14 protein-coding genes are annotated in these 13,496 nt (G+C 58.8%); 6 read left to right on the top strand and 8 right to left on the bottom strand.

Features of this window, described 5'->3' with window-relative positions:
• Positions 1-213 precede the first annotated feature (213 nt).
• From N554_RS0109170 to N554_RS0109145, 6 genes are all read left to right on the top strand, one after another.
• Complete coding sequence (locus tag N554_RS0109170; RefSeq protein ID WP_051677404.1) at positions 214-1,158, top strand: glycosyltransferase family 2 protein; 945 nt, start codon at positions 214-216, stop codon at positions 1,156-1,158.
• A 124-nt stretch (positions 1,159-1,282) separates the two neighbouring features.
• Positions 1,283-2,098, top strand: a complete 816-nt coding sequence (locus tag N554_RS0109165) for a glucose-1-phosphate cytidylyltransferase (protein ID WP_029583190.1) — start codon at positions 1,283-1,285, stop codon at positions 2,096-2,098.
• Positions 2,095-2,748 (top strand): PIG-L deacetylase family protein, encoded by a 654-nt coding sequence (locus tag N554_RS0109160; RefSeq protein WP_029583189.1) that lies wholly within the window; start codon positions 2,095-2,097, stop codon positions 2,746-2,748. The genes N554_RS0109165 and N554_RS0109160 overlap by 4 nt, the downstream gene beginning before the upstream one ends.
• Positions 2,749-2,764: 16 nt before the next feature.
• Entirely contained in the window at positions 2,765-3,829 is a 1,065-nt protein-coding gene (locus N554_RS0109155; protein WP_029583188.1) for an NAD-dependent epimerase/dehydratase family protein, read from the top strand.
• 14 nt (positions 3,830-3,843) lie between these two features.
• Positions 3,844-4,419 (top strand): dTDP-4-dehydrorhamnose 3,5-epimerase family protein, encoded by a 576-nt coding sequence (locus N554_RS0109150; protein ID WP_029583187.1) that lies wholly within the window; start codon positions 3,844-3,846, stop codon positions 4,417-4,419.
• A 62-nt stretch (positions 4,420-4,481) separates the two neighbouring features.
• On the top strand, positions 4,482-5,849 hold the full coding sequence (locus N554_RS0109145) for an NAD(P)H-dependent oxidoreductase (RefSeq protein ID WP_029583186.1): 1,368 nt from the start codon (positions 4,482-4,484) through the stop codon (positions 5,847-5,849).
• An 84-nt stretch (positions 5,850-5,933) separates the two neighbouring features.
• Here the strand turns inward: N554_RS0109145 and N554_RS0109140 are convergent, their stop codons facing one another.
• From N554_RS0109140 to N554_RS0109100, 8 genes are all read right to left on the bottom strand, one after another.
• Positions 5,934-6,239 (bottom strand): hypothetical protein, encoded by a 306-nt coding sequence (locus tag N554_RS0109140; RefSeq protein ID WP_029583185.1) that lies wholly within the window; start codon positions 6,237-6,239, stop codon positions 5,934-5,936.
• Between the two features lie 664 nt (positions 6,240-6,903).
• On the bottom strand, positions 6,904-7,878 hold the full coding sequence (locus tag N554_RS0109130) for a Bug family tripartite tricarboxylate transporter substrate binding protein (protein ID WP_029583183.1): 975 nt from the start codon (positions 7,876-7,878) through the stop codon (positions 6,904-6,906).
• 105 nt (positions 7,879-7,983) lie between these two features.
• Positions 7,984-8,499 carry a flavin reductase family protein gene (locus N554_RS0109125; protein ID WP_029583182.1) on the bottom strand — a complete coding sequence of 172 codons (516 nt, stop codon included), beginning with the start codon at positions 8,497-8,499 and terminating at the stop codon, positions 7,984-7,986.
• 3 nt (positions 8,500-8,502) lie between these two features.
• Positions 8,503-9,417 (bottom strand): fumarylacetoacetate hydrolase family protein, encoded by a 915-nt coding sequence (locus tag N554_RS0109120; RefSeq protein ID WP_029583181.1) that lies wholly within the window; start codon positions 9,415-9,417, stop codon positions 8,503-8,505.
• Positions 9,418-9,442: 25 nt separating this feature from the next.
• Positions 9,443-11,029, bottom strand: a complete 1,587-nt coding sequence (locus N554_RS0109115) for a 4-hydroxyphenylacetate 3-hydroxylase family protein (RefSeq protein WP_029583180.1) — start codon at positions 11,027-11,029, stop codon at positions 9,443-9,445.
• 15 nt (positions 11,030-11,044) lie between these two features.
• Positions 11,045-12,247 carry an amidohydrolase family protein gene (locus N554_RS0109110; RefSeq protein WP_036052745.1) on the bottom strand — a complete coding sequence of 401 codons (1,203 nt, stop codon included), beginning with the start codon at positions 12,245-12,247 and terminating at the stop codon, positions 11,045-11,047.
• Between the two features lie 55 nt (positions 12,248-12,302).
• Positions 12,303-12,701, bottom strand: coding sequence for a RidA family protein (locus N554_RS0109105; protein ID WP_051677402.1), 399 nt, complete (start codon positions 12,699-12,701; stop codon positions 12,303-12,305).
• Between the two features lie 99 nt (positions 12,702-12,800).
• Positions 12,801-13,436, bottom strand: coding sequence for a MarR family winged helix-turn-helix transcriptional regulator (locus tag N554_RS0109100; protein ID WP_051677401.1), 636 nt, complete (start codon positions 13,434-13,436; stop codon positions 12,801-12,803).
• Positions 13,437-13,496 lie beyond the last annotated feature (60 nt).

Genomic DNA, 13,496 nt, shown 5'->3' with positions numbered 1-13,496 from the left:
CCCGGGCGGTTCGTTGACTCCGTGCACCGCCACCGACAGGCTTCACTTCTACCTTCACCTGGTATCCTGGCGAGCTGACACCTGAACAATCGGCGTTGTGGAGTGGCTGTGGAGTAGAGCGGCCGCTTGGACAATACCCGGCAAGCTTGCGCTTATGTTCCGGCAAGACGGACGGGGAGAATAAGAATGGCACAGCATCCACCTGTTAGTCTCGTGCCCAAGCTGTCGATCGGATTGCCGGTCTACAATGCAGAGGAATTCCTCCCGCAAGCGCTCGACTGTCTCTTGGTACAGACTTTCAGGAACTTCGAAATCATTATCAGCGACAACGCGTCGACAGATCGCACCCCGCAAATCTGCCGGGAATACGTCAGCCGCGATAGTCGTATTCGCTATTTCCGAAGCGATAGGAACCTGGGCCTCGTCGCTAACTTCAACCGGACATTCGAGCTGTCGGCCGCACCACTCTTCAAGTGGGCCGCTCACGACGACCTCCACCGAAGCCACTATCTCGAGAGCTGTGTGCGGCTGCTCGACGAGGATCCGGCCGCCGTGTTGGCGCACAGTGGCACGGCGTTCATCGGCGATGATGGCCAGGCGTTCCCGTTCGAGTCCGACACTGGGACGTATGTCGATCCGAAGACCGGCGCTCGACAAAGGCCCGACAGTCCAACGATCGGCGACAGCCCGATCGCCGTCGAGCGCTTCTGGCATGTACTCGCGCGCGCCCGCTGGGGGAGCCACATGTTCGCGGTCATGCGCCGCGAGGCGCTCCAGCGGACGCACCTGCTGCCGAACTTCGCTGGCAGCGATCGCGCCATGCTCGCCGAGCTCGCGCTGCTCGGCCGCTTCCGCGCTGTTCCCGAGCGGCTTTTCCTCAAGCGCTTTCACGCCGGCGTCTCCTGGGCGCTAAATCAGCGCGAGTTGAAGAGCTTCCTGAGCACCGACGGAAAGGCCTACTCCCGTAGGGCACGGCAGCTCAAAGCCTTCTTCTCCGCGCCGAGCGGCAAGCCGGTCGGGATCCTCACCAAAGCAACATGCACGGCCATGGTCGCCGTGCACTGCGCAAAAATCACGGCGCAGATGCTTGCACGCAAGGAGGCGCGCAACGCGGCGCAGGGAACCGTCTGGCGCAGCAAGACGGAAGTTTCGGCTTAATTCACCTCAGGCGCGATGACCACGCGCTGTGAGATCGTACGTTCGCTATTGGTCCGAGATACGGCGTTGAGTTGAGATGCGTACAAGCCGGCACGCGACACACACGAGAAAAGGCCGCTGAGAGATGAAAACAGTTCTGTTCTGTGGCGGCCTCGGCACGCGCATTCGGGATGTGTCCGAAAGCATCCCGAAGCCGATGATTCCAATCGGCGAACGGCCGATCATCTGGCACCTTATGCATTACTACAGCCAGTTCGGCCACAAGGACTTCGTCCTGTGCCTTGGCTACAAGGCGAACGTCATCAAGGAATACTTCCTGAACTACAAGCCGCAGACCTACGCCGACTGCGTCGTCACGAACTTCGGCAACCAGGTCGAGATCCTCGGCGATCCGCAGCAGGACTGGCGCATCGCGATGATCGACACCGGCATCTGGCGCAATATCGGCGAGCGGCTGTGGGCAGTGCGCGAGCATGTCGCGGGCGAGGAGATGTTCCTCGCCAACTACAGCGACGGCCTTGCCAACGTCAATCTGCCTGAAATGATTAAGGCCTTCCGCGCGAGCGGAAAGATCGGCTGCTTCACCGCGGTGCGGCCGTCGTTCAGCCTGCATCTGGTTGACATGCGGCCGAGTGGGAAGGTCGAGCGCATCCGCGCCAGCCAGGACGCCAATCTCTGGATCAACGGCGGCTTCTTCATCTTCCGCAAGGAGATATTCGACTACATGCGCGAAGGCGATGAACTCGTCGAGGCCCCATTCCAACGCTTGATCGAAGCCGACCAGCTCATGGCCTTCCGGCACGAAGGCTTCTGGCGCCCGATGGACACGCTGAAGGACAAGCAGATCCTCGAAGATCTCGTCGAGAAAGGTACGATGCCTTGGCTCCTCAATCGGGACTCCCGGGCCGCCTCGATCCATGTCGAGAGGAAGATCGGATGAAGCTCGTTGGACTTGCAGGCTCGGGCGACCGCCTCTCCGTTCTTTGTATCGGCGCTCATTCGGACGACATCGAAATCGGCGCCGGCGCAACGATCCTCGGCTGGATCGATCGCGGCGTGCGCTTGGACATGCACTGGGCGGTGCTCAGCGCCTACGGTGCACGCGCTGCCGAGGCGCGTGCATCCGCCGAGGCATTTCTAGCTGATGCGGCACGGTCGGTCATCGATCTGGCGGAATTCAAGGACGGCTTCTTCCCGTACCAGGGAGCCGACATCAAGAGTTGGTTCGAGGCGCTGAAACGGCGCACGTCGCCCGATGTGATCCTGTGCCACTCGCGCAACGATGCGCATCAGGATCATCGCGAAGTGTCCATGCTGACGTGGAACACGTTTCGCGACCACGCGATCCTCGAATACGAGATTCCGAAATGGGACGGCGATCTGGGCCAGCCGAACGTCTTCATCCCGGCCAGCAGGGCGCTGATGGAGCGCAAGGCAAAGCTCCTCTACGAACATTTCGGCACGCAACGCTCGAAGGATTGGTTCGACGCACAAACCTTCATGGGGCTGGCGCGTCTGCGGGGCGCGGAATGCCGCGCGCCGGACGGATTCGCGGAAGCCTTCCACGGACGAAAGATCGTGGTGCAGTGAACAGAGGTGAACGGTCATGCGTGTAATGGTGACAGGACATCTTGGCTACATCGGAACCGTGATGGTTCCGATGCTGCTGCGGTCTGGCCACGAAGTGATCGGCCTCGACAGCAATCTCTATGAGCGCTGCACCTTTGAGGCGGGCGGCCGCATCGCGCCTGTGCCGCATATCCGCAAAGACATCCGCGATGTCGCGCGCGAAGATCTCAAAGGGCTCGACGCCATCATCCATCTGTGCGCTTTGTCGAACGACCCGCTCGGCAATTTCCGCCCCAAACTCACTTACGGGATCAACCACGGCGGCAGCGTACGCCTGGGCACGCTTGCCAAGGAGGCGGGCGTGAAGCGGTTCCTGCTCGCCTCCTCGTGCAGCAATTACGGGCAGGCCGGCGAGGCCATGCTCGATGAAACCGGCGCGCTGAACCCGGTCACAGCCTATGGCGAATCCAAGGTCCGATCGGAGCGCGATATTTCCCCGCTCGCCGGCAACGGATTCTGCCCGACCTACATGCGTCCGGCGACCGCCTATGGCGTCTCGCCACGCATCCGCTTCGATATCGTGCTCAACAATTTGGTGGCCTGGGCGGTCACGAGGGGTCTCATCTACCTGAAGTCGGATGGATCGCCCTGGCGGCCGATCGTCCACATCGAGGATATTTCGCGCGCCTTCATCGCAGCGCTCGAAGCACCGGCGGACCTGGTCTTCAATCAGGCATTCAATGTCGGCCAGACCGCGCACAATTACCGCATCCGCGATATCGCCGCGATCGTCGCCGATGTGGTTCCGGGCTGCCGGCTCGAGATCGCTCCTGATGCGAGCCCTGACACGCGCTCCTATCGTGTCAATTTCGACAAGATCGCGCGCGTGCTGCCCGCCTTCAAGCCGCAATGGGATGCGCGGCGCGGCGCCGAACAGCTCTACAACGCCTATCGCCAATCGAACCTGACGCTGGAGGAATTCGAGGGTCCGCGCTACCAGCGCATCGGCCACATCCAGAAACTGATCGCCGACGGCATCCTCGCTGACGATCTGAGACATCGGCAGGCCGCCGAGCCAGAGCTTGCCGTCGTCAAGGGCTAGACCGGAGGCGAACCATGATCTTCACCGAAACGAAGCTTAGAGGCTCCTTCATCATCGATCTTGATCGCAAGACGGACGAGCGAGGCTTCTTCGCGCGTGCCTTCTGCCAGAACGAGTTCCGCGATCATGGGCTGAAGCCTGTGATCGCTCAGGCCAACGTCGCCTCGAACGCAAAGAAGGGCACGCTACGCGGCATGCATTTCCAGTATCCACCGGCTGCCGAGAGCAAGCTAGTGCGATGCACACGCGGCGCCATCCGCGACATTATTGTCGATCTGCGGCCCGAGAGTCCGACCTACCTCGAGCACATCTTCGTCGATCTCAACGAGGACAATATGACGGCGCTCTACGTGCCGGAGCGTTTCGCGCACGGCTACCAGGCGCTGCGCGACAACACGGACACGAGCTACCAAGTGGGCGAATTCTATACGCCGAACGCTGAAAGCGGACTCCACCACGACGATCCGCGGCTGGGACTCATTTGGCCGCTGCCGGTCTCGGTGATGTCACCGAAGGATCAGGCGTTCCGCCCGTTGAGTGAGATCGAGGAGGAAGTGAAGCGCAGGATGTCGATTGCAATGGCGGCGTGACGATTCCTGCAGATTTAGCGCCTCTGGGTTACGGGTGAGTCGAGCGGCGGAGGAGGAAGGCCATGTGGATCGTCGATACGGCATTGAAGGCGCGCGCAGATCAGAATCGGCCCATCCGCGTCGGCATCGTCGGTGCCGGCTTCATGTGCCAAGGCCTGACCAACCAGATCGTCAACAGCACTCCTGGTATGCGTGTCGTCGCGATATCCAACCGGCGTCCCGAGAGAGCCGTCGCGGTCTTCAAGTATGCGGGCTGCGAGGACATTGTCGTCGCGGAGTCGCAGCTCAAATTCGACGATGCTGCCGCGGGTGCGCGTCCGGTGGCGACCCATGACCCGATGCTCCTCGCACGCTCGCCGCATATCGACGTGCTCGTCGATGTCACCGGCTCGGTCGAATACGGCGCCCACGTCGTGCTTGAGGCCTTCAGGCATCGGAAGGACGTCGTGCTGATGAACGCCGAACTCGATGGCACCATCGGTCCCATCCTCCAGACCTATGCCGACCGGCTCGGCGTGATCCTCACCGGCTGTGAGGGCGACGAGCCCGGCCTGCAGATGAACCTTTATCGCTGGGTCAAGGGCCTTGGCCTCACGCCACGCTTGATGGGGAATGTGAAGGGCCTTCAGGATCCTTATCGTAACCCGACGACGCAACAGGGCTTTGCCGAGCGTTGGGGACAGAACGCCGCGATGGTGACGAGCTTCGCCGACGGCTCCAAGATCAGCTTCGAGCAGAGCATCGTCGCCAATGCGACGGGCTTCAAGGTGCGCTCGCGCGGCATGTCGCGCGGCCGGCACTACACGGGCGATGTCCTCAAGATCGGCGAGTTATACGACGTCGAGGAACTGCGCAAACTTGGGGGCGCGATCGACTACGTGGTGGGGACGCCGCTGACCAAGGTCTATTGCCTGGCCGAGCATCCCGACCCAAAGCAACAGCACTATCTGAACCTGTACAAGATGGGACCGGGGCCGCTCTATTCCTTCTTCATCCCCTATCATCTGGTGCATTTCGAAGCGCCGAACGCGATTGCGCGCGCTGTGCTGTTCCGCGATCCGACCACCAAGCCGCTCGGCGGTCCCGTGGTCGAAGTCTGCGCCGTCGCCAAGCGCGATCTCAAGGCCGGCGAGGTGCTCGACGACTACGGCATGTACATGACCTATGGCGAGGCCGTGAATGCCGATGAGATGAGCGCCGAACGCTACCTGCCGGAAGGCCTTGTGGAGGGTTGCCGGTTGAAGCGCGGCATCGCCAAGGATGCTGTCATTACCTACGACGACGTCGTCCTTCCCGCCGGGCGCCTGGCGGATCGTCTGCGGGCCGAGCAGTACTGCAAGTTCCGCGGCGAGACGTGGCTCAAGGACCTATTGACTGCTCCGCAGGTTACCGAACAGACACGACTAGTCGCAGTCTCCGCCGATAGCTAACCAATGATATGATGGTGCGGGCTCACTGGGCGCTATTTCCCGAATGCCTGGGACGCTTCAACGATTAATTCTTTGTTGCCCGCTTTAGTCGCAGACGCGCTCCTTGCGCGTGATCCTGCGGCCGTCGTCCCGTTCAATCATGGTAGTCTCCATGCGGCAGCGCTGTCGTGGGCCGACGGTGACACCGCCTGGACCGACGCCGACTGTGGCGTTGGAGTCATACCGGCGACGGTCCCTATAGTCGCGGTCGTCGCGATCATTGCGGTCGTCGAGGTGCAGCCCGGTCTGCATATTGACTTGGGCCATCTTGACGCCTTGGGCCTTGGCCGGAGTTACGAGCGGGGCAGTCGTCAACACCGCTGTCGCCACGACAAAAGCGATTTTCATCATGGGGAGTCCTCCTTGGACTTGAAGAACTGTAACGGGCACGAGCACTGAGAGGTTCCACTAGGCATTGCGTGGAAGGAGGCCTGGATTCGTGCTGGCCAAAATCCAGAGTTGGCTTCAGAACGGGCGCCCGACTCAATTCATGGACCTACGCAAGGATTATTCTGACGCCGAGGCTCCGCACAAACTGGCGAAATCAAGAGACCACAGCCCGGTGATTAAACGCTTCAAAGAGGAGATGAAGGCATTGTCAAAGATGCCTCCAGCGCTCGAAGGGAGGGTGAGATCATTCGCGGGGAAATTTGGACCATGGCATTGGCTGCGACGAAGATTATGGAAGAGCAGCAACGTGGTTTCGAACCTCACCCCCGGAAGAAGCGCAAGCCACCTGAACGATCCCGTGTGCAAGAGCAGAACGTGCGTGCCCGGGCAATCGAAGACCCTACCGGCACGCCAACCAACTACCTGTCCAGATCGAGACGCTGATCGTCACGAACAACCTGCTCGAGCAGGAACTCTCGGCGCTCTGCGCGAAGGCGTCGCACGGATTTCTCCGCAGCCGGCGCGTGCGGACGAGGACCACGGATTCGACTTCCGCCGGCGAATGAATGCTGGCCTGGGTTCCCGAGGCGGTAAAGGAACTATTCAACAGATTGAACACTCGGAATTACTTCGTCACGGGCAATTGAATGTCGTTGTCTTTGATCAGCTTGGCCCATTTTGCAATATCGGAATTGATGTAGTGCCCGAATTCTTCAGGCGTTTTGGGCTCGGGTTCGGCGCCAAGCATCGCGAGATGATCGCGGAATTCTTGCGTATCCATCGCGGCTATAATGACTTGATTGATCTGCTTGACAATCTCAGGTGGAGTATGTGCCGGCGCCAGCAAGCCGAACCAACCGACAGATTGATAGCCCGGCACGCTTTCGGACACTGCCGGAACACCAGGATAAAACTTCGATCGCTTGGTGTCGGTGACGCCCAGCGCCTTCAGATGACCGGACTGCACATATGGCTGCACTACGGGTCCCGGCGCGAACATAACATCAATGCGTCCGGCCACCAGATCGGTCACAGCCGGCGAGGTACCCCTGTAGGGCACATGGAGCATCTTAATTCCCGTGCTACTTGCGAAGAGTACGCCGGAAAGATGAGATGCCGCCCCGACGCCGGAGGAGCCAAACGTCAATCCATCCGGCTTTTCCTTGGCAAGGCGGACCAGATCGGCAGCCGACGTAACTGGCAACGTCGAGGGAACGACGAGCAGATAGGCCGGCGCTGCCCCCATCGCAATCGGAGAGAGTACTTTGCTGACGTCAAGCGGCGCGCCGTCGTCCGCACCGGCGGACACCATTGGGAGGGAGCCGGTAGACGCCATCAGCAGCGTATAACCATCCGGCGCTGCTTTCATTACAGCCCGCGTGCCGATGGCGCCGGAAGCACCCGGCTGGTTTTCCACCACGACCGGCTGACCCCATTTGGCGTTGAGCGCTTGCGCGACGAGACGCGCCAGAACGTCGGTGGCGCCGCCAGCGGCAAATGGTACGATCATTCTGATCGTACGATCGGGGTAGCTGGCCGCAGAAACCGGCAGGGTAAGGGCGCAAAACGCCAGCACCGTTGAAACCATTCGAAACAGCATTTTCAGGATTTTCCAAATCGTCTCGAATCCAGGTTCGAGTTCGGGGTGAGCTGGATGAACAATCGATGATTGGGAGCAATGATTGTCAATTTGATCGTGCCACACTTAAATCGCGAGTTCAGTGGGTCTTGCGTAACTGCGGTTGGAATAAATGAGCGGTGATCCTCCCGATTTCGGCAGGAACACATGGGCGATGGAGCCTATGATAATATAATGCGTTCCGACTCGGTGCTCTCCGCTCAATCTGCAATCGAATGCGACAAGCGGATCGATCACGCGTGGCGCTCCGGTTATGCCGGTGGTCCAGGATGCGCAGGCGAATTTATCGTATCCTGCCGAGCCTAGACGACCTGCAAAGCTATCTGAGATGCTTGACTGATCTTCGCGAAGAACGTTCACGCAGAACACGCCATTGCGAAGGACCGCCGCCGCTGCCGGGCTCGCTTCGTGGACACAGACAAGAAGGGTAGGACACGGGCCGTCCGCCGAGACGGAAGACATCGCTGAAACGGTGACTCCCTGGCGGCCGGCGGGGCCGTCCGTCGTGACAACGTTCACCGTGGAAGCGGAAAAGCTCATACCTTTCAGGAACTGCTGACGGATATTCGGCTCTTCGCACATCGATTATCCTCCGGCAATTGTCGTTCGAAGTGTCATTAGCCCTTCGAGGCCGATTTCCATCTTGTCACCGGGCTTGAGGTACAACTCGGCAGCGTTGGGTTGTCCCATGGCAACGCCTTTCGGCGCTCCCATCGCGATCAGGTCGCCTGGCTCGAATGGCATGTACCGGGTAAAATGCTCAAGTACCTCTTCGATCTGGTAGATATATTGTGAGGTATTCTCCCTCAGACGAAGCTCGCCGTTCACGTGACATGTCACCCAGAGGTCGAACGGGTCTTTGACCTCGTCCAAGGTCACGACATAGGGTCCGATGGGAGCAAACCCCGGCATATTTTTCGCTGTCCAAAATCGGGTTCCCGAAGCCACCTCGCGCTTTTGAATCTCCCGCGCGGTCAGATCATTGAACACAGTAATGCCGGCGATGTAGGATCTGCCCTCGCCTTTTTTCACCCGATGCGCGTGGCGGCCCACCACCAGCACAAGTTCCGGCTCATAATCGAGGGTGGTGATCCCTTCCGGCCGCAGGACCTCGACGTCATCACCCACCATGGTCTGAACCAGCTTGACGAAGCCGGTGGGCTCCGATGGCATCTCCTTGAGCATGTCGTTCGCGACAAGCTCCTGACGGTGCTGCCGAGAATTCTTCCCAACACAGAAGAATTTGGACGGGTTGCTGACTGGCGGAAGAAACACAACGCTGTCTGCCTGCACAAAGAAGCCACGCTTTTCACCCTCGGTGGCCAAGCGATCGACCGCTTCAAGCGTCCGGGAGCCGAGAGCACTGATCATGTCTTTCGCCGGCAGCGCGCAACCAAGCGCGGCAGCGGTCTTTTCCAGGTCAATCAGTCCCCCCTCGCGCACCACGCCGAGGCGCGGAGCGCCCGGACTGTTTCGTTTTGCAAAGGTTGCAAGTTTCATCGCAGGTATCCTCGATCCCGATTCGCTAGGCTGCGGCCGTCCTGGAGGACGGCACCGGTTTGCCCGCCCTCTCCAGAACAAGCTCTCGATAACCGCCGAGGCTCCTTAGCGCGCGCTCAGCCTCTTTCTCGACGACGTCCCAACGGAAGAAATGCCAAACGCGCATCCGGTTTACAAACTGCGCACCGTTATAAAACAATTCGTATTGCGAATGCCGGCTCGCATATTCGGTGCCGACGAGATCCCACGCTAGACGCATGAGCTTGTAACGCTCGACCGCGTCTTCCGGCTCAGCCATCACAAACCTTGAATACAGCTCGTTCGTTCTGGGATTGTCGAAGACGCTGACATCCGCCGGTTGCTGGAACGGATGGCTGCCCAGCAGCTCGCGCACCGAATTGATAAAGTTCTGATAATTTGTCGTCGACCACGCCATTGTGGCGTACATCGCCTGCCGGTCCTGCGAAATATATCCATTTTTCCATGTTTCCGGCTTGGCATTCTCGGCTTCGATCAATCCTTCAAGCATGGCAACCTGAACGGCCAAATGCGAAAGTGTGTCGCGCACCGGCTGGAGGCCAATGATCGCATTCACTTCGGTGACTTTTTTAATCACGCCCAGGATGAGACGCATTTTCGCCAGCAGCCGAATATGAGCTTGCGCATTGCCAAGGGTATGCGCCGGCGTGTCGCTGAACGCGGCTCGCGCCATGTCCACATGATTATGGGTAAGTACGCGATCCCATGGCACCAGAACGTTTTCGCAATACACCACGACGTCGGTTTCATCGTAGCGGAACGCGAGCGGGTCATCGAGTTCGCTGGACGCGGTCATGGCGAACGGCCGGCGCGACCACAGCGTCATGCCAGGTGTTCCCACGGGAAGCGCGAAAGTCGCAGCAAACCGCTCCTGCCCTTCGGCAAGAGATTGAAAATTTCCGAACAGAATTTCATCGGCGAGCACCGCGCCGGTTGCCAGGATCTTGAAGCCGGAAACAACGATTCCATCGGGTCGTTCGTCCACAACCTGAAGACCCGCAGCGCTCCCCCAACGGGCGTTGGGAATGGACGTCTGGGCCTTCGCTACCACGGCGTCCGTGCTCTTGACACCGGCAGGCGGAACGATCGCATAGGCAATGTAGAGGTCGTTCTCACGTGCGTAGTCGAAGTACCGCATCAGATTGGAGGCGCGGCCCTCCCCGTAGATGTCGAAGCTTTCCGGATTGCACGCCATGCCCGCAATCCAACCGGCTACGTGGTCCGGCGATCGTCCGAACAAACCCCAGGAGAGACCGGCCCAGGCAGTATGCAGGCGATTGCGGGCATCGAGGTCGGCTCGGGTTCGTGGCCGAAGCCACATATTGTTATATCGCTTGCCCGTCTCGGGATCCACATGGGTGAGGTCAGCCTGGTTCGCCGGATCGGCCGCCATATCGTAGAGACTGGCCACCGTGCGACAAACGTTTGCAAAGGCCGGGTGAACCGTTACGTCTTCGACTAGCTCCCCGCCGATGTAAATTTCACAAGACCGCTTCCGCAGCATAGCGAGGTAGTCACTTCCCGTGCGCATCGTCGTTCCTTTCAACAGATCGCCTTGATTGGCAGCGGACATCGACCAGAAGTGCGGTTAGTGCAGAAGCCCCGGCGGCTCAAAGACACTCGGAATTCTGTTCACCACAACTTCCGGAATTCGCATCGGCGGCGGCGTGCAGCGGCTGCGGCCGATATATCGGGCAATACCCGCCGTGAAGCAGGCAACGTCGGCCACCACATCGCCATTCTTCATGCTTTCCAGTGCCGTTGATTTCGATGCGCCAAATGCCGCGTCTATCAAGAGCAGATCGGCGTCACACCCCTCACGAAGAAAACCGCAGTTGAGCCGGTAAATCTTTCCTACATTGCCTGTGGCGGCAGCGATCATATGCTCCGCCGAATAGTCGGACAGCGCGCACATCTCCACCACGGTTTTAATCATCCCTTCCGGCATCGTACCAATGCCGGTTGGCGTGTCGGTCCCGATAATGAATCTGTCGAAACAATTGTACGAGGTAACGAGATCGAGGGTCTTGAGTGCAGTACGAAGATTCCCGGCCTGACAGACCTGCAAGGCGGCGCTGCTGTCACGCACGATAAGTTCGAAATCCTGGTCCGGAATTGCGATCGGGCCGCCGTTGATATGAAAGGCGACATCCGGCTGCATCGCGACAATATGCTCGCCATAGATCGAGTTGGCCAGCGAGAGAGAAGCACCACCGGTATGCACGTTGGTGATCATTCCTGCCCGCTTCGCGGCCTGGATAAGAGGAACATAGTCGAATGGCGTCTTCACGCTTCCGAAGCCGGCCTTGGCGAGCCAGATTCCATGTCCCGCAAGCTCCTGAAAGTCCTCGTCAGTAAGGCCTGGCTCAAGCAGAACATTGCCACCGTAAACGCGCATGCCGGCCGGACGCACATTGTCCCAACACTTCTTTGCCGCAACAGCGAGCGCCTTCACACCTTCGACGTCGCTCGGCCGACCCGGCACATGAACCTCTGACGCAGAAATTGCAGTCGTTGTTCCTCCATAAAGATAGTCTTTTAGAAATCCCGTCGTCGCGAATCTTGGCGCGTAGTCACCGAACGCGATATGAACGTGAGAATCAATCAAGCCCGGGCATGCGGTCACACCTTTTGCATCGACTACGAGGTCACAGCCTTCAAGTTCGGCTTTATCGAACTGTCCGACCTTTGTCAGAAGGCCATCTTCCATCAGGATACGATCGCCGGGAGCGATAGGTGCTCGCCAATCACCGGAGACAATGGTGCCGATATTCACTATCGCGATTTTCATCCACGGCTCCCGAATATCCAATTTGGCGAATGTCGGCTGACTCTTCGGTTAGCTCTTAAAGCGCAGCTGTTGCCTGGAATTCGATGAGAAGGCCGGGATCTGCCAGGTGATTGACTTCAACGATCGTGCTCGTTGGAAGGTTGCCCTTGAAGAACTCCATCCGAGCTGAAACGATCTCTTTGAACTGCCTGATGTCGGTGGTGTACACGACGAGCGCCACGATGTTGGCGAGCGTTCCGCCAGCGCTTTCCAGAACAGTCGCCATATTTCGAATGGCCTGCCTGACCTGTTCCGCCATATCGCCAGGACCCACTAACTGACCCTTGGCGTCCCGCGATAGCTGTCCGGAGAGAAAGATCAGTGATTGAGGCTGATCGACCCGCACGTAGTGGTGATAGATCGTCTTGCGAACATTAGTGAAACCGGGCGGATCGCCCCGCGTAATGGTCGTCATTGTCGCCTCTCGATTCCAGTTCAAACAGAAATGGACGTTCCGAGATGGCTTTTTAACATCGCTTTCTTAGAAAGTCAATTTGAAAATACAATTTAGATGTCAGCGGCCACGACGGGTTGATCCGCGTTTCGGGGCTTTAGTCGCGGCCGTCTGTCCCCGCTCTGCCCGCTTCAAATAGTGTAGCAAGGTAAGGGCAGCCTGGCTGCTGTCCGTAAGTTTTTCAAGCATGGCTAGCAGCTCGAGAAACTGTTCACGAGATAGCCCGGCAAACTGGACGTCGTTCACCTTCCGCTGAAGGGAAGCCAAGTTGTCCAGCAACTGAGCACCTTTCTTAGAAACGGTGAGTAAGATTTTCCTCCGGTCATCCTTCGATTGCTTTTTTTCAACCAACCCAAGCATCTCAAGCTTCTTGGTTTCGTTTGTAATGAACGAGCCGCTGAGGCGGAGCTGCTCCGCAATATCTCCGATCGACATATCGTCGTCAGTTCCAAAATGACGGATGATCTGAAGTATCGTGTATTGGACACCTCCCAACCCGACATGCGCGGCATACGAATCACGTATCGCTTCGTGTATGGCAGCGAACGTGAACACGCCTTGGACAAGTCGTCGGAACTTTTGATCAGACCCGTCGATCAACATTTCGGGTCGGCCGATTGTCAAAGCTACCGCGGGCAGCTTTCGCATCGAAACAACTGACGCTTTTGCCAGATCTGCCTTTTTTGATTGCGCCATGAATTGCTCTCGAGATGGATACAAGGGTCCAGAAATCATCCCGTTATGTCATGAAGTCTG

The sequence above is a fragment of the Bradyrhizobium sp. URHD0069 genome (assembly GCF_000701345.1).
Taxonomy (GTDB): Bacteria; Pseudomonadota; Alphaproteobacteria; order Rhizobiales; family Xanthobacteraceae; genus Bradyrhizobium.
Note: the sequence above shows the minus strand (reverse complement) of the source record. Positions and strands in the feature narration are given on the sequence as shown.

Bases quoted from the DNA above. Each gene is read 5' to 3' on its own strand.
- N554_RS0109165 (WP_029583190.1), top strand. From the start codon at position 1,283: ATGAAAACAGTTCTGTTCTGTGGCGGCCTCGGCACGCGCATTCGGGAT.
- N554_RS0109160 (WP_029583189.1), top strand. From the start codon at position 2,095: ATGAAGCTCGTTGGACTTGCAGGCTCGGGCGACCGCCTCTCCGTTCTT.
- N554_RS0109155 (WP_029583188.1), top strand. From the start codon at position 2,765: ATGCGTGTAATGGTGACAGGACATCTTGGCTACATCGGAACCGTGATG.
- N554_RS0109150 (WP_029583187.1), top strand. From the start codon at position 3,844: ATGATCTTCACCGAAACGAAGCTTAGAGGCTCCTTCATCATCGATCTT.
- N554_RS0109145 (WP_029583186.1), top strand. From the start codon at position 4,482: ATGTGGATCGTCGATACGGCATTGAAGGCGCGCGCAGATCAGAATCGG.
- N554_RS0109140 (WP_029583185.1), bottom strand. From the start codon at position 6,239: ATGATGAAAATCGCTTTTGTCGTGGCGACAGCGGTGTTGACGACTGCC.
- N554_RS0109130 (WP_029583183.1), bottom strand. From the start codon at position 7,878: ATGCTGTTTCGAATGGTTTCAACGGTGCTGGCGTTTTGCGCCCTTACC.
- N554_RS0109125 (WP_029583182.1), bottom strand. From the start codon at position 8,499: ATGTGCGAAGAGCCGAATATCCGTCAGCAGTTCCTGAAAGGTATGAGC.
- N554_RS0109120 (WP_029583181.1), bottom strand. From the start codon at position 9,417: ATGAAACTTGCAACCTTTGCAAAACGAAACAGTCCGGGCGCTCCGCGC.
- N554_RS0109115 (WP_029583180.1), bottom strand. From the start codon at position 11,029: ATGTCCGCTGCCAATCAAGGCGATCTGTTGAAAGGAACGACGATGCGC.
- N554_RS0109110 (WP_036052745.1), bottom strand. From the start codon at position 12,247: ATGAAAATCGCGATAGTGAATATCGGCACCATTGTCTCCGGTGATTGG.
- N554_RS0109105 (WP_051677402.1), bottom strand. From the start codon at position 12,701: ATGACGACCATTACGCGGGGCGATCCGCCCGGTTTCACTAATGTTCGC.
- N554_RS0109100 (WP_051677401.1), bottom strand. From the start codon at position 13,436: ATGGCGCAATCAAAAAAGGCAGATCTGGCAAAAGCGTCAGTTGTTTCG.